The sequence below is a fragment of the Rhodopseudomonas sp. genome (assembly GCF_013377015.1).
Taxonomy (GTDB): Bacteria; Pseudomonadota; Alphaproteobacteria; order Rhizobiales; family Xanthobacteraceae; genus JARJEH01.
The window spans coordinates 1,160,314-1,182,070 of record NZ_JACABA010000002.1 but is presented as its reverse complement, the minus strand read 5'-3'; the positions used below and the strand labels follow the sequence as shown (position 1 = coordinate 1,182,070).

Below are 21,757 nucleotides of genomic sequence, written 5' to 3'. Positions count from 1 at the left end.
CGTTAAGACTAAGATATGCCCTTGCGGCTATCGTCCCGGCTTGATCGCGATCCGGTCGCCGTTGCGGCGACTCGTCACGACGGGGCAATGACGGGCAAGTCGACGGGGCAAGGGATGCCGACTTCTTCAAGCGCCAATGCCACCGCCATCCCGGGCGGGCCTCAGGCCAGCGGGTTGCGACGGTTCGACTGGATTGGCCCGACATCGTGGTGGCTGAGCCTGTGCTTCCTGCTGTTTACCTTCATCGGCCTCAATCCGCTCGGCAACGCCTCGCCGCGCGCACGGGTCGAAGGCAGCCTCTCCGACCGCCTCGCTGTTGTTGCCATGACCGCGGTCGCGCTCATCATTCTGATCCGCCATCGCCGTGCCGCCTTCCACTGTGTTCGCGACAACCTGCTGATCTTCGGCGTGCTGGCGTTCTGCCAATTCAGCGTGTTGTGGTCCGACTATCCGGAATTGACGATCCGTCGCGCCGTACTGACTTTGCTCGGCGGCGTGATCGCGATGGCGGTCGCCGTCAGCGTCAAATCACTGCGGTCGTTTCACACCCTGCTGTTCCTGAGCCTGTTCGGCGTCGTGCTGGTCAATCTGGCGGCGACGGCGCTATGGCCGGCGCTGACGATTTCCGACATCGGCGTGCACGGCATCTACGGTCAGAAGAACGTCGCCGGAATGGTCGCGATGCTCGCTCTGATCGTCTGTGTGACATGGATCGCCGGATCGGCCGCACTGCCGCAGATCCTGTTCGGTCTGTTGGCCGCCGCCGTCGTCAGCTTCTTTCTCGTCATCACCTCGAGCAAGACCTCGATCGGGTTGGCGGTGCTGGCGCTGGGCATCGGCGCGGTGTTCTGGATCGCCTCGCGCCTTGGGCCGCGCTTCGTCCTGCTGATTCTCACGACGCTGATGCTCGGCGTCGCCGGCCTGCTGATTCTGTTCATCGTCAATGATTTTGATCCGATGCGCTTGGTCGGGCTGTTTGTTGGCGACACCTCGTTCACCGGCCGCGACGAGCTGTGGGCGTTCGCGTGGCGCAAAGCCTCCGAGCGGATCTGGCTCGGTCACGGTTATGGCGCTTTCTGGGATGTCGGACTCGTCAATGATCCGCTGACCAGGCTCGACCCCGGGACCTGGCTCGGCGACGTCGAAAAGGGCATCATCAACCAGGCCCACAATGGGTACCTGGAGCTCTGGCTGCAAATCGGCCTGCCCGCGACCTGCGTGGTGGCGATCGCCATTGCGGCCCGGATATCTTCAACAACCAGAATGGCGATCGAGAGCGCGCCGGCCACGGATACGCGGGCGACCTATGCGGCAATCGCGCTGATCCTGTTCATTCATCTGGTGCACAATCTGACCGAAGCCACGCTGTTCCTGCGCGGCAATCAGTTCTCGGTCCTGGTGCTGATCCTGCTGTTCGTCAGCAGTGAGTTCCGGCGCAGACAGGCCTGACCGCGGCGGGGCCGATTAGATCGCCGCATCGGCCGGATCGATCCGGCGCCAAAGCAACAGGCCAACGCTGCCGCCGATCAGGCACAATAGCGCGATCAGCGATTCGCCGCGGTCGAAGCCATTGCCGATCATCGCATAAGGCAGCAGGCCTAGTCCGATCCAGAACAGCTTTTGCCATTGATAGGAATCGTGCCGCCTGGCGATCCTGCGGCGCGTCGACCAGATTTCCCTCGCTTCGACCGAGAATGGCAGCACGCGCCGAAGCAAGGCCGGGATCGTGTAGAGCGCGACCAGGATTCCGAGGAACAGCGCCAAATCGGTCCAGAACCGGTCATGGCCGCCGGCGAAGGCGCGAAACAGCGGCGGCAGTGACAGCCCTAGTGCGATACGCCAGACCGCGCTCCACGGCGGGCCGTCAAGGCCGACCAGAAATCGTTCGAAGGGTCCCATGATGAGTCCGCCTGCCTGTTCGGTTAGGAGCGCGCCGGCGAACGCCTTGCGGCATATTCGCCCAGCACGGAAAGTGCCAGTCGGATCGGTCCGGTCATCTTGAAGACGCCCACCACCACCGTGAAATAGACCCCCAGACAGACCGCGCCCGAAATCGATACCCTGATCAGCTGGAGATGGTCGGCCAGAAACATTTCCTGAATGCCGAATCCAACCGCCGCGGCGCTCAGCCCCGCGATCGTCTGCGGCCCCACCGCCCGCAGCACGTCGTCATAGCCGATGCCGACCGGCCGTCCAGCATAGACCAAAGCAGGGATGAAAAGGCCGAACGTGACGATCGCATAGGTCGTCGCCACGCCAATAACCCCGAAGGGAAGGCCGGCAGCCAATGCCGCGAGTTGGACCAACGCGCTGACGAGCCCCCACCGCATCCAGCGATCGGACCGTCCGACGGCGACGTGAACCCACCCCAGCGACCGTTCGACGCTATGGGCAATGCCGCGCACGGCGAAAATACAGAGCAGCGGACCCGCAGGCGCCCATTTCGGCCCCAGCAACACCACCACCAGATCCTGCCCGGTCACGGCAAGCAGCGCGAATGCCGGAGCCGAGAAGAAACTCAGCGACGACAGCGCCGTGGCCCACGCCCGCTTCAACTGGTCGGCGTCGTTCCTGAGCTTGCTCAGGCCGGACACCGCTATGTTGTGCAGCGGCTCGGTGAGGATACTGAGCAAATTGCTGTAGATCGTGAATGCATTCTGGAAATAACCGAGGGGGCCGGGTCCGTAGAAATAGCCGATCGCGATCCGATCTCCCGCGCGCGCCAGATAGTCCGTCATCGTGAACCCGGTCACGCCCAGGCCGAACCGAACCAATTCCCTCACGTCCGGCGTGACACGCGGCCGCCCCGGCACCCATCGGCAGCTGATCCACACGCCGACCGCTGCCAGCACCGACGTCACCAGCGGCTTTGCGACCAGCGCCCAATAGCCCCAACCGGTGAGCGCCAGGACGACGCTCACGACGCTTCCCACGACGTTCGCCGAAATATCGATGGTCGCGATACGGCGGAATTGCATGGCTCGTCGCATCAGCGCGTAATGCTGGGTCGACAGCGCCGCCATCACGAAAGTTGCCGACAGCACCAGTGCGATGCCGGCGAGCAATGGCTCGCCGAACATCCGTGCGATGACGCCGCTGCCGGCGGCTAGCAGCACCGTCAGCAGCACGCTGATCGCGACGTTGAGCCAGAACAGCGAGCTGATTTCGACTTCGCTGATCTGCGTCTTCTGGATCGACGCTTCGGTGGTTCCGAGATCGATCAGCATCGGGGCAAATCCGACCAGCGCCAGAACGATTGCGACGAGGCCGAAATCATGGGGACCTAGCAGGCGGGCGAGCACGACAGTCGACGCCAGTTGCACGAAAATGTTGATGCCGCGCGCGGCGACGTAGGTCACACCGCTGCGCAGCGAGCTCCGCTGCAGGCCCACGAACGGCTTGTTGTCCTCGAAATATCGGTCGACATTCCGGCTCAACGGACCACGCTCATGTCCTGAGATTCCCCTGGCCCCTTGCACACCTTGCTCGGGCCTTCCGCGGCGCGCTCCAGCCAGATTTCGCGCCAGTACGGATAGATCGCGCGCGGACAAAAGCGACGGCAGACCGAATAGCGGGACTGGCACACCACATCCTTGAGGATGATCGCATCGGTCTTGAACCGCACCATCTTGCCGGTGCCCTCGTCGATGATCTGCGACTGCCGACGCTCGACCTCGTAGGTGCGGCCGGTGAACGGCACCATTTCCACGTCGAAATACAGGCCGCGATTGCGATAGTGGGAGTCCAAGGTCGGCAGGATCTCCTCGAACGGCTTGACGCGGACGATCTCGCCCTGCTTCAGATCGAGCTGCGCGCGCGGGACCGGCGTCCCCTTCGGCACGCCGAACGGTCGCACCGGGTAGGGCGACCCGCCGACGGCGCGCTGAAACCGGTCATAACTCCAGCGCATCGCCGAACCGAGCCCGATCCCGGCTTCGGCGACGGTGCGCCAGAGCGAGTACAGCAAGCCGTTGGCGAGCTGCGACAAGCGGACATTGCCGGATGTGTAGTCTTCCCAATATTGGCGGATATCCCACCATTTCAAAGGTTGGGTAGCGAACTTGATCTGGGTATTTTGACACACATAGGTCGGCTCCGTCTCGCCGGCGGCCGGAGGGATCTTCACGCCCGAGCGAAGTGCATCCTCTACGGACCGGATGCGACCGGACGGCTCTGCGATTCGCGAAGACGCGCCATCTGCCGCGGCCTGCGGATCGACCCGCTTCAGCCAAGCCTCTTTCCAGAAGATCAGACAGCCCGCCTCGCACTGGTCATGGGCCGATCCGTTGCAGCGAATATTCTCGAGGTGGACGGTCCTTGCCATCTTGCGGCCGCCGACCCCCAGAGAAGGATCGCAGGTCTTGTGGGCCCGCTTTCCGACCCGCATGGTCTTGCCGCAATACGGCAGCATCTCCGGCATAAACGGCAGCGCGTCGAGCCGACCGTCGCCATCGAGCGTGCCGAAGATCTCCTCCGCGGTTCGGACCTGCACCCATTCATCGGCGCGAAGCCCCAGCGTCTTCCCATCGTCCAGCTCGGCTCGCATTCAGGATCGTCCCGGTTAAGACTCAGTCGGCGAAGTCACGCGCTCGAAATTCTGCGCGGATGATCAGCTGGCGATTCCGGCCCGCTTTCACATCAGCACAAGCTTGCGTCCAAAAAAGGCCTCGGCGTAGCGCTGCGGAGCACGGCATTCCATGCCCCTGATCCGCGCCAGGCCGCGAAAGGTCTCGTCGTCGAACCATTGCTTGGAACGCTGGCTGCCAAAATGCGCGATCAACAGCTCGATCTTGCGCTGCAGCGCCTGCGCCGAAACCGCGACATAGACATTCGGCTGTCCGATGTCGCCATCCCATTTCGGAACCTCGTATTCGAGGATCTGATGATCCCGGAAGGTGTTCCAGGTCAGCCGGCAGACCTGGCGATGGTCCTGGTGGGCGTCGTCGCGCTGGTGGGTCAGAATGAGGTCCGGCTCGACCCGCTGCTTCAGCGTTTCGAACCATTGCTTAATCGCCTCGCCCTGCTCGGGGAAGAAGCCATCCCGAAACGACATCATCTCGAACTGCGAATTCGCTGCATTCGCCAGAAAGTCCGCGGCGGATTGCTTCGCCTCGAGGTCCCGCACCCCGCCGCCGCTCAGAACACACCAATGCACGTCGAGCTGCACACCGCGCTCCATCAAGCTCAGCAACGTCGCACCCGCGCCGATCTCGATATCGTCCGAATGCGCGCCCAGACAGAGAACGCTCAGACGATCCCCCGGCCCGGCGAAGTGTAACGCCTTCATCACGCGACCTTGCTGGGTTGCGGCGATTGCTGGCGCCACGGCGTATCGCCGCGATCGACCATGTCCTCGAGCACCTGGCGGTCGCGCAACGTGTCCATCGCGCGCCAGAAGCCCTCGTACCTATAGGCCATCAGGTGACCGCCTTCGATCAGGCGGTTGAACGGCTCCAGCACCAGCTCCTCGCCCTCGTTGATGAAATCAAAGATCTGCTTGCGGAAGATGAAGAAGCCGCCGTTGATCCAGATTTCCGATTCCTGGCTCGACCGAATCCGCTGCACCGAGCCCTGATCGTCGAACTCGGCGAGATGGAAGCTGATCGGCGGGTGGATGGCGACGAAGCAGGCGAGCTTGCCGCTGGCCTTGAACTTGCTGATCATCTCCGGCAACGGCACGTCGCTCAGCCCGTCGCTGTAGTTGGCGAGGAAGATCTCCTCGTCCTCGACCAGATGTTTGACTGCCATCAGCCGTTCGCCGATATTGCGCCAGGTTCCGGTGTCGACCAGCGAAACCCGCCAATCCGGCGGCTGATTGCCGAGGATTTCGACCTTCGTGCCAAAATCCGTGATGATGCAGTCGCTGTTCGCGGTCTGCCGGTAGTTCAGGAAATAGTCCTTGATGACGTTGGCTTTGTAGCCGAGGCAAAGGATGAAATCATTGTGCCCGTATTGGCTGTAGTACTGCATCACATGCCACAGAATCGGCTGATGCCCGATCGGCACCATCGGCTTGGGGATGCTTTCGGAGTATTCGCGAATCCGGGTTCCTAGCCCGCCGCAGAACAGAACGACCTTCATGCCGCCACCTCTCGTGGATCGATGATTTCGACGCGGGGAATCGGAACGACGAATTTGCAGCCCCAGCCGCCGACATGGCGCATCTGCGCGACGATCTCGTTCTTCAGGTTCCAGGGCAGGATCAGCAGATAGTCCGGCCGGATCTCGTCGATCGCCTCGACCGGGTAGATCGGAATATGCATGCCCGGCGTGAAGCGGCCGTGCTTGTAGGGATTGCGGTCCACTGTGAAGTCGAGGAAGTCGGTGCCGATGCCGCAATAATTCAGCAGCGTATTGCCCTTGCCCGGGGCGCCATAGCCGCACAGCCGTGCGCCCTTTTCCTTGCAATCGATCAGGAACGATAGCAGCTGACGCTTGGTGTGGTGGACGCCGGCGGCGAACCGCCCGTAGCTGGCGATGTCCTCGAAGCCGATGGCGCGTTCATGGGCCAATAGCGCCGGAACTTTCGGCGAGACCGGATGGCCAGCGTCGGCGCGGCACAGATAGACCCGGAGCGATCCGCCATGCGTGGGGATCTGTTCGACGTCGAAAATCCTGAGATTGTGCCGCTTCGCCAGACGATCGATCGTGACCAGCGAGAAATACGAAAAATGCTCGTGATAGATGGTATCGAACTGGTTCTCGTTGATCAGCTTTTCGAGATGCGGAAACTCCAGCGTGATCGCGCCCTGCGGCGCCAGCAGATGCGCCATCCCGGCGACGAAATCGTTGAGGTCCGGCACCTGCGCCAGCACGTTGTTGCCGATGATCAGGTCGGCGCCCTTGCCTTCCGACGCCAGTCGTTGCGCGAGGCCGAGCCCGAAGAACTCGACCAGCGTCGGGACATTCTTCTGACGCGCCACCTCGGCCACATTGGCGGCCGGCTCGATGCCCGTCACCGGCACGCCGAGCGGCAAAAAGTGCTGCAGCAGGTAGCCGTCATTGCTGGCGATCTCATACACCCGACTGCTGCCGCCGAGGCTCAGCCGGGCCTTGATCATCTCGCAATATCGCCTCGCGTGCTCAACCCAGGACGTCGAATAGGACGAGAAGTAGGCATACTCGGTGAAGATGTGCTCCGGCTTGACGTATTCCTTCAGCTGCACCAGGAAGCAATTGTCGCAGACCAACGCGTGCAGCGGATAGAACGATTCGGCGGCGTCGATTTGGTCGGCGGTCAAGAAGCTTTCGCACAGCGGCGACATCCCGAGATCCATGAAGCTCGTGCTGAGCGACTTGTCACACAGCCGGCAACGACCATGGGTGGATTTCGACATTATCGATTGGGGATTGGAATGTGCGTTCATTGGCCCGCGCTTCGCTGTACTGAAATTGGCTGTCCGAAAGAGTCATACGTTTCGACCGGATCATCTATTGCACAAGCGCGCGCGAATTGAAGCGTCGTCGGGAATCAAGGTAAAAATTGAGGAAGTTACCAATACTTAAGCTGGCTTTTGTTAAGCTCGCAGTAGTTAATCAGTTATCAAGGGGCGCGCCGAAATCATGCGGTTCGAAGTAACTACTCTGGACGGCGCGGTGCTGGTTCATCCGGAGCCGATGCGCGACGATCGCGGCTCCTTCATGCGCACTTTCTGCGTCAACGAATTTCGCGCGCACGGACTCGAAACCGAATTCCCCCAACACAGCGTCTCGCATTCGCTGCGCAAGGGGACAGTGCGCGGGATGCACTTTCAGCGCGCCCCTCACGGCGAAGTGAAGCTGGTGCGATGCCTCGGCGGATCGATCTGGGACGTCATCGTCGATCTGCGGCCGGAATCTTCGACGTTCCGGAAATCGGCGGGCTTCGAACTGTCCGGCGAGAACGGCTTGCAGTTGTATATTCCGAAAGGCTTCGCGCACGGTTTCCAGACGCTGCGCGATGACACGCGGGTGAATTATCTGATCTCGGAATTCTATGCGCCAGCGGCAGCCAGCGGCGTGCGCTACAACGATCCCGCGTTCCGCATCGATTGGCCGCTACCGATCACGACGATCGCCGAAAAGGATCTGCTGTGGCCTGATTTCGCGGCCTGACCGACGCGCCTCACGCCTCGCCGAGCGGCTTCAGCAAGCCGTGATCGCCAAGCCGTCTGGCAGTTCTTTCGACGACCTCGAACGGAAGATCGGCGCGCTGCGCGATGTCCAGCAGGGAATGGCCGCCGTCCGACAGATTCAGGATCCAGAGCATCGCCATGTTGGCGGCGGCGGCGTCCTTGTCGCCGCCGATCGCGCCATAGAGCCCGCGCCTTCCAAGCTGCGGTTCGCCCTTCGGCGCCGTGTTGCGGTAGGTGCCGTTGGCTTCGATCGCGCCGATCGCCGCGTCGATCAGCCGGGAGGATTCGCTCAGAGCGTCCGGCCGAATGAAATCCATATTGTCCGCCGACGTATGATATTCGGGAATCGCGCCGAATTTGCTGCGCTGAAACAGCCCGACCGGCAGATTGAAGCCGGGCGAGCAGTATTGCCGCTCGTCGTAGCCGTAGGGAGAGAACTCCTCGATGGTCGCCGACAAGCCGGAATGCCGCAGCGTATGGATCATCGCTCGGTCGATCTCGGCATCGCCGCGTCGACTCTTCTTGTAGGTCGGGCCGCCCGGGTCCCCGAGCATCGAGACGACCAGCCCGTGCTTGATGCGGTCGACCTTGTCCTCATTGCGCGCGAGCCAGGTGATCGCGCCGATCGTACCGGGGGCGAACAGAAAGCGATAGCTGTATCGGGTTCGGATCCGGGAGATGCGCTTGGCGAGATGCGTCAGCAGCGCGATGCCCGAGCAATTGTCGTTGGCAAGCGAGGGATGGCAGATGTGGGCGGAGAATAGAAACTCGTCCGCCGTTTCTCCCTGGTGGAAATATTCGCCGTAGGTCAGATGTCCGTCACTCAAGGTTGAGTCGATCAAGACCTCGTAGGTATCGTCCGGCAGCGCTTCGAGCTGGCGATGGGGCAAGCAGAATGCCCAGTTTTCCGCGTAATACGACGTCCGGTACGGAATCAGATCGGGTTGGTCGGGCAGCGTGTAGACGTGCTGTTTCAGTTCGGCGAGCGAGATGCGGCGGTGAACCGGCATGCTGTAGCCCATGACGTGCAGATTCGATCGATTGAAATCGACGATCCTTTCGCCCCGCTCGTTCTTGATATAGGCGTCGCGAATGTTCCATTCGCGCGGAACCGTCCAGTCGAGAACGCTGGTTCCGGTCGGGACTTCATGGATGTCGAGCGCGATATGGGCGGCGAGTTCGTGCAACGTCTGCCTGACGCCGTCGCCGGTGATGCTGCGGCAAATCGGGTAGATCTTCGCGGCCAGCGCGAAGATCTCGGCGCCGACATCGTCGCTGACAGATTTGTCCAAGGACATCCCACGACCTTCATTGCGCGATCGGCCCCCGATCGACCGCGCGCGCCGGCCGACCTCAGGAACTCGCCAGCGCCGGAGCCGCCTACGCCGCGGCCGTCCGGCTCGCCGCCGAGCGGTGCCGCAGATCGGCGTCGAGGATTCCGTCGGCCAACAGCTTGTTGATGTGGCCGATGCGCTGGTAGCGCGGCCCCTCGAATTCTTCCAGAGTGATACCGGACGCGAGGTACGCCTTGTAGAGCTGCTCGGCGCCCTTTTTGGCATCCCATTGCGGCTTGAACTGCGGCAGCCGGGTTCGGATCTTCTCGAAGCTCACGCGATACGACCGCGTATCCGGCCCCGCGCCGTCGGCGAATTCGACTTCGCATCCCGGCACGACTTCGGCGACGATCTTTGCGAGATCGCGGATCTGGTAGTTGTGGGCGGTCTGGCCGACATTGAACGCCTCGTTGAACACCGCGTCGGCGGGCGCTTCGAGCGCGGCGATGAACGCGCGCGAAATGTCTTCGATATGCACGATCGGGCGCCACGGCGTTCCATCCGACTTCAAATGGATCTTCTTGGTCGTGACCGCCCAGGCGACCAAATTGTTGAGGACGACGTCGAACCGCAGCCGCGGCGACAGGCCGTAGGCCGTCGCCGGTCGCAGATAGACCGGGCAGAACCCGTCGCCGGCGAGCCGGGCGATGCCGCGCTCGGAATTCACCTTCGACTCGCCATAGGCCGTCACCGGATTGAGCGCGCCGGTCTCATCGATCATGCCTTCGCCGGCCTTGCCGTAGTTGCTGCAGGACGAGGCAAACACGAAGCGGCTGACGCCGGCCTGCTTGGCGAGTTCCGCCATGCGGACGCTGGCGCGATGATTGATGTCGTCGGTGAGGCCCGGCTTGAGATTGCCGAGCGGATCGTTGGAGAGCGCCGCGAGGTGCAGAACGGCATCGATCCCTTTGAAATCGGCCAGTTCGACGTCGCGCGTATCCTTGTGGATGGTCGGCACGTCGTGAATGGTGCCGCCCTGCGGGAATGTGCAGCGTGCGTACAGATTGCTGTCGAGACCGACGACCGTGTGTCCGGCCTCAAGCAACATGGGGGTCATCACCGTGCCGATGTAGCCAAGATGTCCGGTCAGCAATACACGCATTTGTCACACCTCAATCGTTGGGCTTCGATAATCGCTTCTGGCTTCAATGTAGTCGATGTTGTCCCCGCAATACACGCGGTGTTCGGGATTTAGGTTAATCGTAAGTCGCGTCCGAAACATCATTGTTCGGGTCGAAAAACGATCGACACAAGCCGCTCACCCCGACGAAACCAGCGCTTACGCCGCTACTGCCGGTCGCATGCTTCACTGATAGCGTAAATGGGTTTCATCAAATTTTACCTTATGCGACGAAACCGACAGAATCCGCCGACGCCGCGGGATTGTCGGAGCGACGCAAACATGGTCTCTTGACCGCAACGGCGCTCGAACGTCGAACCGACAGGGACTTGAACTCGTGCAAGACAGGGTATTGCTGCTATCTGAACGCCGAATATCCGATCTCGTTGCATATTGTCTGGCCTACGAATTCGAGGACACCGTCGCGGCCGTCACCGGCGCCGAGCGAATCGACGTCACCGACCTGTCGTCGCTGGAATTCTCCCGACGCGCCTACAAGCTTGTCCGCATGGCATCCGGATCGCCGGAGCTTGCACGCCGCTTCGCGCCCGCTTCGCGGAATACGGTGTCGTTGGAGCGTGACTACGAGCTGTTTTTTCCGATGTTCAGTCACGCTTTCGAACTGTATTCGCTCGCGACCATTCCAAACTGGCGCCAGCGCTGCCGTAAGGCGGCCTGCTTCATCACCGAAGTCTGGTCCGACAACCTGCCGGAATATCTGCTCGAGCTATTGTCCGGATTCGATCACATCTTTCTCGGGCTGCGCGATAGCGTTGACGACGTTGCGCGCATCACCGGCAGGCCGTGCAGCTACCTGCCGCTCGCCGTGGACGTGCTGCGCTTCGCGCCCGCCGCCGACCAGCCCCGCCCGATCGAACTCTGCAACATCGGCCGGCGCTCGGCGGTGACGCATCAGGCCCTGCTCGAGGATGCCGAGCGACGGAGCACGTTCTATTACTACGACACCGTGGCGGCGAGCGGCTTCGACCTGAAGCAACGCACCTTCCGCGTCGACAATCCGCGCGAGCATCGCCTGATGTTGGCGACGCTGCTCAAGAACAGCCGCTACTTCATCGCCAATCGCAGCCACGTCAACGATCCCGCGTTCGCGGCGGGCCGCGACGAGATCTCGGCGCGGTTCTACGAAGGCGCCGCGGCGGGCACGGTGATGCTCGGCGAAGCACCGCGCACCGACGAATTCAGGCGGCAGTTCGACTGGCCGGACGCGGTGATCGAGTTGCCGTTCGACTCTCCCGATATCGGCCGGATCCTGGCAGAGCTGAACGTCGACCCCGCGCGATTGCGGGCCGTCATGCGCGAAAACCTGCGGCAGGCGGCACTCAGGCACGACTGGCTGCATCGGATCCAGGTCGTGTTCGATGTCCTGGGCCTGGCGCCCACCGAGCAGATGCAGGCTCGTGCGCTCCGCCTCGGTCAGATCGCTTCCCGGGCATAGGTTCCAGCTCTGTCCAACTTGATCTGTGCGGCCGACGACGACCCACGTCCGGGGTCGCTGTCAATCCTGTCTCGACCGGACCAATTTCGTCAGCATCCATCCTGCCCCGAGACCGAGAATTCCGCCGACGATCTTGATCGCCGCATCCAGCGCCCGGCCGTGTCGGGACGGCGACAACAATTGAAAAAACTCCAGCAGGATCGCTGCGCCAATCACAATGACTGCGGCAAACCAGATGTATCTGGGATATGCCGCGGCGAATAATATGCCGACCACCAGAAAGGCAAGAAAACGCTCTGCATTGGGTCCCATCGCGCTTTCGGGCCGAAGGCTCAACGGCCCCAGCGTCACGAAAGCGATCATGGCGATCGCGATCCAGGCCACGATCCGCAGCGCGGTCTCAGCTGTCTTGAACGAAACCATTGCGATAGATCTTCCCTGAGTCCGCCGATCGCGCAGTCCGACCATATCGAACCGAGCCCCTATATCGATTCTCAACCTAGCACAGGGTTCGTCGCTCGATCTGGACGCATCGACCGCCAGTGGCCTCCGGGAGGCGGCGACGCACATCAGATATCCAAAAATGTCCGTGCCGGACCGTCAGCACAGCACCCCGGCGCGCCGCCTCCGATATGGGCCGAGCGACGCGGTGCTCACTCGGTGCCCAAACCATTGGGACCAAGTCGTCCCGCGACTAAGTGCTGATTGATTTGACGCAAAGCAGCGGACGAGCGAGTCTGTCACAGACTTCAAGCAATATTGTACCGGAGTTCAACGGATAGAGCGGATGTTTCGAAGCCACGGCGCTTTGGCCAGACCCTCGGTTCTCGGCATCGTCTACTCGGACGGTGCCGCCGCGGGTCGCTTCATTTCCGATTTCGGCTATCGCCTGCGCGACAGCGGCGTTGCGGTTGCAGGTGTCGTCCCGGCCAGTTCAGGCTGTCGCGACGGCAAACCCAGTTGCGACATGGAGCTCGAGGAGCTCGCCACCCGGATCATTCTTCAGTTGTCGGAGGATCGCGACAAGCGGGCGACCGGCTGTCGATTGGATCCGGCAGCCGTGCAGGAAGCCGCGGCGCTGATCTCGGCATCGATCAGAAACGGGCCGGAACTGCTGATTCTGAACAAGTTCGGCAGGCTTGAAAGCGAGGGCGAGGGCCTGTGCGACGTAATCGGCGAGGCCATCGAGCTCGGCATTCCGGTCGTGGTCGGCGTCCCGCAGCGGAACATCGGACCTTGGCGCGTGTTCACTGATGGCCTCGCCGAGGAGGCACCTATCGGTTCGCCGCGTTTGCATCGCTGGCTGTCGCGGCGCGGTTTCGACACCCCGTGCGAAATCGCCGACGCCATCACCATGGCCTCCTCCGCGGCCTGACCGGCAATCACGCGCCTGCCGCCGCGATCAGAACTAGCCGAATTTGAACAGCACGCCGTAGCCGCCGCGCGGGTAGCTCCATTCGATATCGCCGCCCGGCGCGGCGATCACCCGGCAGGTGCCGCATTCGACGCAGCCGTCGGCCGCGATTTCGACCTGGCCGTTGCTGTTGAGCTCATAGCAATGCGCCGGGCACGCCTTCAGCAGCGCCAGCAGCGCCGGCGACGGCGTGGTATGCGGCCGCACCTTGATATGGGCCTGGCCGACATCGACCAGATAGCGGTTCTGAAACAGCTTGTCCTCGACGCGCACCGCGATTTCCGTTGTCATCGTCTCGACCTCCAGATTGTCCGTTCACTCACGGCCCGTCGTCGGGGTCCGTGTCGTCATCACCAAGTTCTATCGCCAAGCACGGGCGAATTTGATCGCGTCGCCGAACAGGCCGGCCCAGGACCGTGCCGCGACGAACGACTTTAGAGTGACCTTCTCCTTCTCGACCTTCGGCGTGCCGTCGACGCGAACGAAATTCTGCATCGCCTTCGACACCAGTTGCGGATAGGTCAGGAAGAAGTTCTGCGACTGGATATGCAGCAGTCCCGGCATATCCTTGTACTTCTTGAGATCCTTCATGACGAAGGAGTTGTCGAGCATCGCCTTGTACAGCGACAGGTTCTGCGCCGTCATCGGGTCCTTGCGCGACTTGACCTGGAAGATCGCCTCGGCGGCGAGCCGGCCGGAGGTCATGGCGAGATTGGAGCCCTCGCGGTGGACGAAATTGTTGAGCTGCGCGGCGTCGCCGACCACCACCCAGCCGTCGCCATAGAGCTTGGGAACGGCGTTGTAGCCGCCTTCGGGAATCAGATGGCCGGCATATTCCTTGACCTCGGAGCCCTCGAGCAGCGGCGCCACCGAGGGGTGCCGCTTGAACCGCTCCAGCAGATCGTACGGCGTCTCGCCGGTCTTCTGGAAATCCGACACCAAGCAGCCGATGCCGACCGAGATCGATTCCTTGTTGGCGTAGATGAAGCCCATCCCGGCCATGCCGCGCGAGATGGTGCCGGCGGCTTCGATCACGGTGCCTTCGTCGCCCTTCAGGTTGAAGCGCGATTCGATGGTCTCGCGCGGCAGGAAGTGCATTTCCTTGACGGCCAGCGCGACGTTTTCCGGTTTCGGGATCTCGCGCAGATCGGCCTTGGTGCCGAGCAGGCCGTTGACGCCTTCCGCCAGCACCACGACATCGGCATGGACCTCGCCGCCGTCGCGGTCAGTGAGAACGCCGATCACCCGTCCATAGGCATCCTTGATCAACTCCTTGACCGTGGTCTCGCACAGCACGATGGCGCCGGCTTCCTGCACCTTCGATGAGAACCATCGGTCGAACTGCGCCCGGATGATGGTGTAGCGGTTCGGCCGCTCCTCGTTGAAATCGTCGGAGCGATAATGCAGGCCGGTATGGGCGCGCTCGTCCATCATCCAGAACCGCTGCTCGACAAGGTGCCGCTCCAGCGGCGCGTCCTCGCGGAAATTCGGGATCATCTTCTCCAGCATGTCCGCGTAAAGAATCGCGCCCTGGACGTTCTTCGAGCCGGCATATTCGCCGCGCTCGATCTGCAGCACCTTGAGCCCGCGATTGGCCAGCGTGAACGCCGCGGCGTTGCCGGCCATGCCGGCGCCGACCACGATCGCATCGAACCGTTCCTCAATCATGACGATCTCCTCTAGCTGGCGATGCGGTCGCGGGTATGCGGCGACAGCCGTTTGCGGAACGCCTCGGTCAGCGCCGGCAGCAGCCGGACGGCGTCGGTGACGATGGCGAGATGGGCGAAATCGAAGATCGGCGCGTTCTTGTCGGTGTTGATGGCGACGATCAGGTCAGCGCCGTCGACGCCGACGCGATGCTGGATCGCGCCCGAGATGCCGGCGGCGATGTAGAGTTTCGGCCGGATGGTCTTGCCGGTCTGGCCGATCTGTCGGTCCGAGCTGACCCAGCCCTTCTGCACCAGCGGCCGCGAGCAGCCATATTCGGCGCCGAGCACGGCGGCGAGCTGCCGCACCAGCTGGAAATTCTCCATCGAATTCAGCCCGAGCCCGCCGGCGACGACGATATCCGCATAGGCCAAATTGGATTGCGCCTTGTCACGGTCCGGCACGAAGGCCAGCACCTTGGTGACGATGTCGGCTTCGACCATGCCGAGCGGATGCTCGATGACGCGGCCGACCGGCTTTTCGACCCGCTCCGGCATCGGCATCACCCGCGGCCGCACCGTCGCCATCTGCGGCCGGAAGTTCAGCGTGTAGATCGTGCACAGCAACGAACCGCCGAAGGTCGGCCGGGTCGCCGCCAGCGAGCCGTCGGTATCGACATCGAGCTCGGTGCAGTCGGCGGTCAGCCCGGTCAGCAGCGTGGTGGCCACCGCGCCGGCGAGATCGCGGCCCAGCGTGGTGGCGCCGAGCAGCAGGATCTCCGGCTTGTAGGTGTTGACGATGTCGGTCAGCGCCTTGGTGTAGGACTCGTTGCGATAGTCGGTGAGCACCTCGTCGGCGACGATGTAGGCGAGATCGGCCCCGTAGCAGAACGATTCGGCGACTGCGGCGCGCATCGATTCGCCCGGCGCGCCGATCACCACGGCGGCGAGCTCGACGCCGAGCTTGTCGGCGAGCTTGCGGCCGGCTCCCATCAATTCCCACGACACCGAATGAACGTGGCCGCGTTCCTGTTCGATGAACACCCAGACATGCTTGTATTGCTTGAAGTGCTCGGACAGCTCCTTCTTGGCGTTGGCGCGTCCGGCGGGCTGTGCGGCGGGTTTGGGGGGCTGGCTCATCTGGGCGGCTTTCTGTTCTGAGTTTCAGAATCCACGCGCGAGTTCGAACATGTCGGCTTCGAGCTTCGGCCTGAGTTTGAAGATTTCATCGATCAGCGCGTCGGCCGGAGGCCGGCCGGCCGGCTCGACCAGCGCGGCCTTCTCAGCGCGCGGCGTCGGCGCGAACACCCGCTTCACCACGGTCGGCGAACCGCGCAGCCCGCATTTCGAAATGTCCTCGACGCCGGCGTCCTGCGCACTCCATTTCACCACGGTGGCGCGGGCTGCGCTGAGCGCGTTGACCATGGTGCCGCGGCGCACCTCATTGGTGCCTTCCAGCATGGTGATCAGACAGGGCAGCCGGCTGCGCAGCACCTGCACGCCGCCTTCGGACCGGCGCTCGACGTCGATACAGCGGCCGGCGAGATCGAGCGCCACCACCTTCGACACGTAGGTGAGCTGCATGAAATCCAGCCGCTTGCCGACGCCCGGCCCGACCTGCGCGGTATCGCCGTCGATGGTCTGCTTGCCGGTAAAGACGATGTCGACGTCGCCGTAGGTGGCGCCGATCTTGCGCACCGCGGCGGCGAGCGCGTAGCTGGTCGCCAGGGTGTCGGCGCCGGCGAAGAAGCGGTCGGTCAGCAGCACGGCGCGATTGGCGCCGAAGGTGAGCGCCTTGCGCAAGCTATCCTCGGCCGAGGGCGGGCCCATGGTCAGCGCGGTGACTTCGCCGCCGAACTTGTCGCGCAGTCGCAACGCCTCTTCGAGCGCGAACAGATCATACGGGTTGATGATCGTCGGCACGCCCTGGCGCATGATCGTATTGGTGACCGGATGGACACGGATCTGCGCCGAATCCGGAACCTGCTTGATACATACGACGATATGCATGGTCTGCTCCGCGGTTGCTCACGGGAAGAGAACAGCAAGCCTCATACCAACTTCGGCCGGCACCGAATTCGCTCGTCGTACCAATGACTTGTTGAAGCGACCTGGGGCCGTGCAGGATTGTCGACGGCAGCTTCGACAGCACAAGTCGGACACTTGTCGGGAAGTCGACAGCGCCTTAGCCGAACCGGACGTGGCATGGATGAAAAGCTGGGGCGGTTCCGGCGCGCGAAGCGCGAAGGCCGCTGGTATCAAAGCGGCGGCGATTGCTGGTGCATCGATGGCGGTGGTGATTGCGGGCGCCGGCCGCTCAGCACAACACACTTGCCGGAACGACGAACTTTCCGGCTGGGCGCGATGAGATTTCGATACGTTCGCGAGTTTCGGACGAAACGCCTATTTCAGCTCGTCGAACGGCACGAAATTCGCCGGCTTCGGTGCGACCGCATCCTTCAGCACCTTGAACACGCGCTGGTCGAGCGGCGACGAGGTCACGAAGTCGGCATAGGCCCGCTCCAGCACCGCCTTGCAGCGGGCGGCGACCACCGCACCGGGCAGACCGTCGATTTCCTCGCTGGCGAGATACTGCCCCATCCGCTTTAGAATGTGGAGGCGCGCCACATCGACGATCTTGGCGTCAAAATCGACGCCGAGCAGCGCGAAGAAATCTTCCGCCGAGGAGGCGCGCTTCAACTGGTCGATCACGACCGGCTCCTCACCCATTACCGCGGTAGCGCTCATCGAAACTCTCCTCATGGTCATCTTGTCGCAGCACGACGGCGGCGCCGTCGTCACGCGCAATTCGGCAAGGTCTGCTCGCACACCTCACGCCAGATTTCGGTCAAGGTTTCATTCTCGACCGGCCCCTTGTTGGCGACCGCGTGAGTGCGGACTCGGGCCAGAATTCCCCGCACCTCGTCAGAATTGGCCGGCAGATTAAGGCGGGCGAGCGACGAGGTGATCGCCGACAATCCGGAGTGCTTGCCGATCACGATCTGGTTGGAGCGGCCGAACAGCTCCGGGTCGAGCGACTGATAGGTCTGCCGGTCTTTGAGCAGGCCATCGACATGGATCCCGGACTCGTGGGTGAAGACGTGCGCGCCGACGATCGCCTTGTTCAGCGGAATGGTGCGGGCAGCCGCAGCCGCGACGATCGCCGCGACATTGCCGAGTTCGGACGGCACGATCCCGGTTTCGCGCCCGTAAAGCTGCTTCAGCGCGATCGCCACTTCTTCCAGCGGCGCATTGCCGGCGCGCTCACCGAGCCCGATCACGGTGACTGAGGCGTGGGTGGCGCCGGCCTGCACGGCGGCCAGAGTATTGGCGGTCGCAAGCCCGAGATCGTCGTGGCCGTGGAACTCCAGCTCGAGGTCGGTAGTGGCCCGCAACGCCGCCATCAAACGATAGCTGGTGCAGGGATCGAGCACGCTCAGCGTATCGGCGATGCGGAAGCGGCGCGCCCCGGCCGCCTTGGCGGCGGCGACGATCTCGATCAGGAAATCGACGTCGGCGCGGGAAGAATCTTCGCCGCCGACTGCGACGTCGAGACCCCTGTCGCGCGCATAGCCGACCACGCGGCCGAGCATCTCCAGCGCGTTGGCGCGCCGGCCGCCGAGCTTGGCGGCGATCTGGACGTCGGACACCGGCACCGACAGGTTGACCATCCGGACTCCGGCCGCGATCGCGGCGTCGACATCCTCGGTACGCATTCGGCACCAGGCGATGGTGGTCAATGGCAATTCGGCCGCCACGATGGCGCGGATCGCGGCGATCTCGTCAGGGCCCATCGCCGGCGTTCCTGCTTCGATTTCCGGTACCCCGGCGCGGGCCAGCGCGCCGGCGATCGCCACCTTCTCGGCGGTCGAGAAGGCGACGCCCGGCGCCTGCTCGCCGTCGCGCAGCGTGGTATCGTTGAGAACGATCCTGGGCAGCGTCGGCGCCGCGGCGCGCGGGGTGTTCGGGCCGTCAAACATGGGCTCGGTTGAGCGTCATCGACGCTCCCTCCTCTGCACAGAACGGCGAGATCTCGCGTAGCCTGGCGATTACGCCGGGTATGACGGCAAGCGCCCGGTCAACATCGTCGTCGGTGGTGTCGCGCGACAGCGAAAACCGCACGCCGCCGCGTACCGCGTCATCCGCGACCTTCATCGCCACCAGCACATGCGACGGTTCGAACGAACCGGTCGAACACGCCGATCCCATCGACACCGCGACGCCGGCGCGATCGAGCAGCATCACGATGCTTTCGCTTTCGATGAAGGAGAACGCGATGTTCGAAGTGTTGGGCAGCCGCTCCGCGCGGGCACCGACCGCGACGCAATGCTCGACCCGCTCCACGATCTCCCGTTCCAGCCGGTCGCGCAGCGCGCGAACCCGGATGTCTTCATCGGCCATGTGGGCCGCGGCAAGCTCGGCCGCCATGCCGAGGCCGACGATACCGGGGACATTCTCGGTGCCGGCGCGGCGGCCGCGTTCCTGATGGCCGCCCTTGATCTGAGGCTTGAAGCGGACGCCGTTGCGGATATACAGCGCGCCGATGCCCTTCGGCGCGTGCAGCTTGTGTCCGGACAGCGACAGCATGTCGATCGCGGTCGATCGCAGGTCGATCGGCAATTTGCCGACCGCCTGCACCGCGTCGGTGTGGAACAGCGCGCCGTGCTCTTTCGCCAATTCGGCGAGATCGACCACCGGGTTGATCACGCCGGTCTCGTTGTTGGCCCACATGATCGACACCGCCGCGACCCGATCCGACAGCGCTGCCCGGTAGGCCATAATGTCGAGCCGGCCCTGGCGATCGACCGGAATCAAATGGACGCGAATGCCCTTGGTCTTTTCCAGCCAGCCGCACAGCGCCAGTACGGCGGGATGCTCGACCGCGCTGGTGATGATCTCGCGCCGGCGCGGCGAGGCTTCCAGCGCCGCCAGGATCGCCGCATTGGTGCTTTCGGTACCGCCCGATGTGAACATCAATTCGTGGGCATGTTCGACGCCGAGCAACCGCTGCAACTGCTCGCGTGCGCGCTTCACCGCCATTCCGGCGTGAGCGCCGAGCGCGTATTTCGACGACGGATTGCCGTAATATTCGCTGAAGTAGGGCAGCATGGCCTCGACCACGCGCGGGTCGGCGCGGGTGGTGGCGTTGTTGTCGAGGTACACCAGTCTGGCGGGCTGAACGCTCATGGCACCGGCACCACGCGCATCGGCCGGCCGATCTTCTCGATCAGCTTGGCCTGGACCCCGGACAGCGTCACCGACGCCAGCTGGCAGCCGTCGCAATTGCCCGACAGCCGGATGTGGATCGTGTTGCCCTCGATCTTGACCAGTTCGCAATCGCCGCCGTCGCGCTGCAGATGCGGCCGCAGTTCCTCGATCGCCTGCTCGATCAGTTCGGTCAGCGTCACGGTGTCGGCGCCGCCCGCCGGCGCAGTCACCGCCGGCCGAGGTGGCGCCGGCTTTGGCGCCGCACGCAGATGCGCCGGAACCCCGTTGCCGGCGCTGAAAATGTTCGCCGCCGGCGTGGTGTCGCCGCGCGGCTTCATCTCCAGCACGCGTTGCGGCATCGAACCGACTTGATAGGCCTGTGCGGCCGGCAGCAGGCCGTCCTCGACCAGGTCGGCATTGACCCGCGCCAGCAGGGCTTCGATCTTCTTAAAGCAACTGCTGCAACTGGCGCCGGCCTTGGTGTAGGAGGTGACCTGCTCGGGATTGGTGAGACGATTGAAGCGGATGGTACGCTCGATCATCATCTGACCGACGCTGAAGCAGTCGCACAACGCGTCGGGATCGGCGCTTTCGTGTTCAGCCTTTCCGCGTAACCCGGCGATCGCTTTGCGCAGGGCCTCGTAGGCGATCACCGAGCAATACATTCGCTCCGGCGGCAGCCCGCCGAGAAATTCGGCGATATCGGCGGCGGCGATGCCGCTGGCTTCGTCGAGCGACTTGCCGATGACCATTTCGGTGACCGCCGAGGATGACGCGATCGCAGAGCTGCAACCGAAGGCCTGGAACCGCGCCTGTTCGATCCGGTCGGTCCGCGGATCGACCTGCAGCATCAGCTTGACCGCGTCACCCCAGCCGATCGTCCCGAACGAGCCTACCGCGTTGGCATCCGGCAGCGATCCGAAATTCCTCGGATTGGAAAAATGGTCGTTCAACCTGTCCGAGACGTGCAGCATTGCGTTGATTCCCGGTTCGCAGCGATCACCCGAACGATTTGCCGCACCCGCATTTGGTGCCGGCATTGGGATTGTCGAAGGTGAAACCGGAGCCTTCGAGGCTCTCGACGAAGTCGATCTTCATCCCGGTCAGCAATGGCTGCGAGTCGGGATCGAGGAACACCTTGACGCCGGCGGCTTCCACCACCGCGTCATCGGCGCGCGGCTCGGTATCGAGCCCGATCAGATATTTGTAGCCGGCGCAGCCGCCGGCCTCGACCATCACCCGCAGACCACCTTCGGTCTTGCCGGCCCGCGACATCGCGGCCTTCACAGCGCTACCTGCTTGTTCGGTCAGAATGATCATGTGACGGCCTCCTCATGTTGGCTCTCACCTGATCAATAGCAACCGCCGTGCCATTCCGCGGGGCGGCAGCAATGGCATGGATTCGTTAGCGTTTTTCGAAAGTGAAGATTGTCGGAGTTGCGACATGGTCGCGAAACTGACGGAA

At 63.2% G+C, this 21,757-nt stretch carries 22 protein-coding genes; 4 read left to right on the top strand and 18 right to left on the bottom strand.

Annotated elements, in window-relative coordinates:
* The first annotated feature begins 114 nt into the window (after positions 1-114).
* The gene (locus HXX15_RS14065) at positions 115-1,449 is read left to right on the top strand and encodes an O-antigen ligase family protein (RefSeq protein WP_296516680.1); all 1,335 of its coding nucleotides are present in this window, start codon (positions 115-117) and stop codon (positions 1,447-1,449) included.
* A gap of 15 nt (positions 1,450-1,464) precedes the next feature.
* On the opposite strand, the gene HXX15_RS14060 is transcribed toward HXX15_RS14065, so the two are convergent.
* The 6 genes from HXX15_RS14060 to HXX15_RS14035 all read right to left on the bottom strand — a co-directional run bounded on the left by HXX15_RS14060 (position 1,465) and on the right by HXX15_RS14035 (position 7,367).
* Complete coding sequence (locus tag HXX15_RS14060; protein WP_296516679.1) at positions 1,465-1,899, bottom strand: hypothetical protein; 435 nt, start codon at positions 1,897-1,899, stop codon at positions 1,465-1,467.
* A gap of 23 nt (positions 1,900-1,922) precedes the next feature.
* Positions 1,923-3,551 (bottom strand): lipopolysaccharide biosynthesis protein, encoded by a 1,629-nt coding sequence (locus HXX15_RS14055; RefSeq protein ID WP_296516678.1) that lies wholly within the window; start codon positions 3,549-3,551, stop codon positions 1,923-1,925.
* The gene (locus HXX15_RS14050) at positions 3,434-4,546 is read right to left on the bottom strand and encodes a hypothetical protein (protein ID WP_296516677.1); all 1,113 of its coding nucleotides are present in this window, start codon (positions 4,544-4,546) and stop codon (positions 3,434-3,436) included. The genes HXX15_RS14055 and HXX15_RS14050 overlap by 118 nt, the downstream gene beginning before the upstream one ends.
* A gap of 87 nt (positions 4,547-4,633) precedes the next feature.
* The gene (locus HXX15_RS14045) at positions 4,634-5,287 is read right to left on the bottom strand and encodes a PIG-L deacetylase family protein (RefSeq protein ID WP_296516676.1); all 654 of its coding nucleotides are present in this window, start codon (positions 5,285-5,287) and stop codon (positions 4,634-4,636) included.
* Complete coding sequence (locus tag HXX15_RS14040; protein WP_296516675.1) at positions 5,287-6,081, bottom strand: glucose-1-phosphate cytidylyltransferase; 795 nt, start codon at positions 6,079-6,081, stop codon at positions 5,287-5,289. Before HXX15_RS14040 ends, HXX15_RS14045 begins: the two co-directional genes overlap by 1 nt.
* Positions 6,078-7,367, bottom strand: a complete 1,290-nt coding sequence (locus tag HXX15_RS14035; protein WP_296516674.1) for a class I SAM-dependent methyltransferase — start codon at positions 7,365-7,367, stop codon at positions 6,078-6,080. Before HXX15_RS14035 ends, HXX15_RS14040 begins: the two co-directional genes overlap by 4 nt.
* A gap of 196 nt (positions 7,368-7,563) precedes the next feature.
* Here HXX15_RS14035 and rfbC point away from each other — a divergent pair, with 196 nt between their 5' ends.
* Positions 7,564-8,094 (top strand): dTDP-4-dehydrorhamnose 3,5-epimerase, encoded by a 531-nt coding sequence (rfbC, locus tag HXX15_RS14030; protein ID WP_296516673.1) that lies wholly within the window; start codon positions 7,564-7,566, stop codon positions 8,092-8,094.
* A 10-nt stretch (positions 8,095-8,104) separates the two neighbouring features.
* On the opposite strand, the gene HXX15_RS14025 is transcribed toward rfbC, so the two are convergent.
* Together HXX15_RS14025 and HXX15_RS14020 are read right to left on the bottom strand one after the other, a co-directional pair.
* On the bottom strand, positions 8,105-9,412 hold the full coding sequence (locus tag HXX15_RS14025) for a DUF4910 domain-containing protein (protein WP_296516672.1): 1,308 nt from the start codon (positions 9,410-9,412) through the stop codon (positions 8,105-8,107).
* A gap of 82 nt (positions 9,413-9,494) precedes the next feature.
* Complete coding sequence (locus HXX15_RS14020) at positions 9,495-10,550, bottom strand: NAD(P)-dependent oxidoreductase (RefSeq protein WP_296516671.1); 1,056 nt, start codon at positions 10,548-10,550, stop codon at positions 9,495-9,497.
* A gap of 370 nt (positions 10,551-10,920) precedes the next feature.
* On the opposite strand from HXX15_RS14020, the gene HXX15_RS14015 reads away from it, so the two are divergent.
* The gene (locus HXX15_RS14015; protein ID WP_296516670.1) at positions 10,921-12,024 is read left to right on the top strand and encodes a glycosyltransferase; all 1,104 of its coding nucleotides are present in this window, start codon (positions 10,921-10,923) and stop codon (positions 12,022-12,024) included.
* Positions 12,025-12,084: 60 nt separating this feature from the next.
* On the opposite strand, the gene HXX15_RS14010 is transcribed toward HXX15_RS14015, so the two are convergent.
* Positions 12,085-12,447, bottom strand: a complete 363-nt coding sequence (locus tag HXX15_RS14010) for a VanZ family protein (protein WP_296516669.1) — start codon at positions 12,445-12,447, stop codon at positions 12,085-12,087.
* Between the two features lie 364 nt (positions 12,448-12,811).
* On the opposite strand from HXX15_RS14010, the gene HXX15_RS14005 reads away from it, so the two are divergent.
* Positions 12,812-13,399 carry a DUF2478 domain-containing protein gene (locus HXX15_RS14005; RefSeq protein WP_296516668.1) on the top strand — a complete coding sequence of 196 codons (588 nt, stop codon included), beginning with the start codon at positions 12,812-12,814 and terminating at the stop codon, positions 13,397-13,399.
* A gap of 33 nt (positions 13,400-13,432) precedes the next feature.
* Here HXX15_RS14005 and HXX15_RS14000 read toward each other — a convergent pair whose 3' ends face one another.
* The 9 genes from HXX15_RS14000 to HXX15_RS13960 all read right to left on the bottom strand — a co-directional run bounded on the left by HXX15_RS14000 (position 13,433) and on the right by HXX15_RS13960 (position 21,612).
* A complete protein-coding gene (locus tag HXX15_RS14000) occupies positions 13,433-13,729 on the bottom strand; it encodes a ferredoxin family protein (protein ID WP_296516667.1) in 297 nt (98 codons plus the stop codon).
* A 69-nt stretch (positions 13,730-13,798) separates the two neighbouring features.
* A complete protein-coding gene (locus HXX15_RS13995; protein WP_296516666.1) occupies positions 13,799-15,106 on the bottom strand; it encodes an FAD-dependent oxidoreductase in 1,308 nt (435 codons plus the stop codon).
* Positions 15,107-15,117: 11 nt separating this feature from the next.
* Positions 15,118-16,224, bottom strand: coding sequence for an electron transfer flavoprotein subunit alpha/FixB family protein (locus HXX15_RS13990; protein WP_296516665.1), 1,107 nt, complete (start codon positions 16,222-16,224; stop codon positions 15,118-15,120).
* Positions 16,225-16,248: 24 nt separating this feature from the next.
* The gene (locus HXX15_RS13985) at positions 16,249-17,094 is read right to left on the bottom strand and encodes an electron transfer flavoprotein subunit beta/FixA family protein (protein WP_296516664.1); all 846 of its coding nucleotides are present in this window, start codon (positions 17,092-17,094) and stop codon (positions 16,249-16,251) included.
* Between the two features lie 393 nt (positions 17,095-17,487).
* Positions 17,488-17,832 (bottom strand): nitrogenase stabilizing/protective protein NifW, encoded by a 345-nt coding sequence (gene nifW, locus HXX15_RS13980; protein ID WP_296516663.1) that lies wholly within the window; start codon positions 17,830-17,832, stop codon positions 17,488-17,490.
* A 50-nt stretch (positions 17,833-17,882) separates the two neighbouring features.
* Positions 17,883-19,064 carry a homocitrate synthase gene (nifV, locus tag HXX15_RS13975; RefSeq protein WP_296516662.1) on the bottom strand — a complete coding sequence of 394 codons (1,182 nt, stop codon included), beginning with the start codon at positions 19,062-19,064 and terminating at the stop codon, positions 17,883-17,885.
* Entirely contained in the window at positions 19,057-20,271 is a 1,215-nt protein-coding gene (nifS, locus tag HXX15_RS13970; protein WP_296516661.1) for a cysteine desulfurase NifS, read from the bottom strand. Before nifS ends, nifV begins: the two co-directional genes overlap by 8 nt.
* The gene (gene nifU / locus HXX15_RS13965) at positions 20,268-21,266 is read right to left on the bottom strand and encodes a Fe-S cluster assembly protein NifU (protein WP_296516660.1); all 999 of its coding nucleotides are present in this window, start codon (positions 21,264-21,266) and stop codon (positions 20,268-20,270) included. Before nifU ends, nifS begins: the two co-directional genes overlap by 4 nt.
* A gap of 25 nt (positions 21,267-21,291) precedes the next feature.
* On the bottom strand, positions 21,292-21,612 hold the full coding sequence (locus HXX15_RS13960; protein ID WP_296516659.1) for an iron-sulfur cluster assembly accessory protein: 321 nt from the start codon (positions 21,610-21,612) through the stop codon (positions 21,292-21,294).
* Between the last annotated feature and the right edge of the window lie 145 nt (positions 21,613-21,757).

What these genes read in the sequence shown, in the direction of transcription:
- HXX15_RS14065 (WP_296516680.1), top strand. Translation starts at nt 115, where the DNA reads ATGCCGACTTCTTCAAGCGCCAATGCCACCGCCATCCCGGGCGGGCCT.
- HXX15_RS14060 (WP_296516679.1), bottom strand. Translation starts at nt 1,899, where the DNA reads ATGGGACCCTTCGAACGATTTCTGGTCGGCCTTGACGGCCCGCCGTGG.
- HXX15_RS14050 (WP_296516677.1), bottom strand. Translation starts at nt 4,546, where the DNA reads ATGCGAGCCGAGCTGGACGATGGGAAGACGCTGGGGCTTCGCGCCGAT.
- HXX15_RS14045 (WP_296516676.1), bottom strand. Translation starts at nt 5,287, where the DNA reads ATGAAGGCGTTACACTTCGCCGGGCCGGGGGATCGTCTGAGCGTTCTC.
- HXX15_RS14040 (WP_296516675.1), bottom strand. Translation starts at nt 6,081, where the DNA reads ATGAAGGTCGTTCTGTTCTGCGGCGGGCTAGGAACCCGGATTCGCGAA.
- HXX15_RS14035 (WP_296516674.1), bottom strand. Translation starts at nt 7,367, where the DNA reads ATGAACGCACATTCCAATCCCCAATCGATAATGTCGAAATCCACCCAT.
- rfbC (WP_296516673.1), top strand. Translation starts at nt 7,564, where the DNA reads ATGCGGTTCGAAGTAACTACTCTGGACGGCGCGGTGCTGGTTCATCCG.
- HXX15_RS14025 (WP_296516672.1), bottom strand. Translation starts at nt 9,412, where the DNA reads ATGTCCTTGGACAAATCTGTCAGCGACGATGTCGGCGCCGAGATCTTC.
- HXX15_RS14020 (WP_296516671.1), bottom strand. Translation starts at nt 10,550, where the DNA reads ATGCGTGTATTGCTGACCGGACATCTTGGCTACATCGGCACGGTGATG.
- HXX15_RS14010 (WP_296516669.1), bottom strand. Translation starts at nt 12,447, where the DNA reads ATGGTTTCGTTCAAGACAGCTGAGACCGCGCTGCGGATCGTGGCCTGG.
- HXX15_RS14005 (WP_296516668.1), top strand. Translation starts at nt 12,812, where the DNA reads ATGTTTCGAAGCCACGGCGCTTTGGCCAGACCCTCGGTTCTCGGCATC.
- HXX15_RS14000 (WP_296516667.1), bottom strand. Translation starts at nt 13,729, where the DNA reads ATGACAACGGAAATCGCGGTGCGCGTCGAGGACAAGCTGTTTCAGAAC.
- HXX15_RS13995 (WP_296516666.1), bottom strand. Translation starts at nt 15,106, where the DNA reads ATGATTGAGGAACGGTTCGATGCGATCGTGGTCGGCGCCGGCATGGCC.
- HXX15_RS13990 (WP_296516665.1), bottom strand. Translation starts at nt 16,224, where the DNA reads ATGAGCCAGCCCCCCAAACCCGCCGCACAGCCCGCCGGACGCGCCAAC.
- HXX15_RS13985 (WP_296516664.1), bottom strand. Translation starts at nt 17,094, where the DNA reads ATGCATATCGTCGTATGTATCAAGCAGGTTCCGGATTCGGCGCAGATC.
- nifW (WP_296516663.1), bottom strand. Translation starts at nt 17,832, where the DNA reads ATGAGCGCTACCGCGGTAATGGGTGAGGAGCCGGTCGTGATCGACCAG.
- nifV (WP_296516662.1), bottom strand. Translation starts at nt 19,064, where the DNA reads ATGTTTGACGGCCCGAACACCCCGCGCGCCGCGGCGCCGACGCTGCCC.
- nifS (WP_296516661.1), bottom strand. Translation starts at nt 20,271, where the DNA reads ATGAGCGTTCAGCCCGCCAGACTGGTGTACCTCGACAACAACGCCACC.
- nifU (WP_296516660.1), bottom strand. Translation starts at nt 21,266, where the DNA reads ATGCTGCACGTCTCGGACAGGTTGAACGACCATTTTTCCAATCCGAGG.
- HXX15_RS13960 (WP_296516659.1), bottom strand. Translation starts at nt 21,612, where the DNA reads ATGATCATTCTGACCGAACAAGCAGGTAGCGCTGTGAAGGCCGCGATG.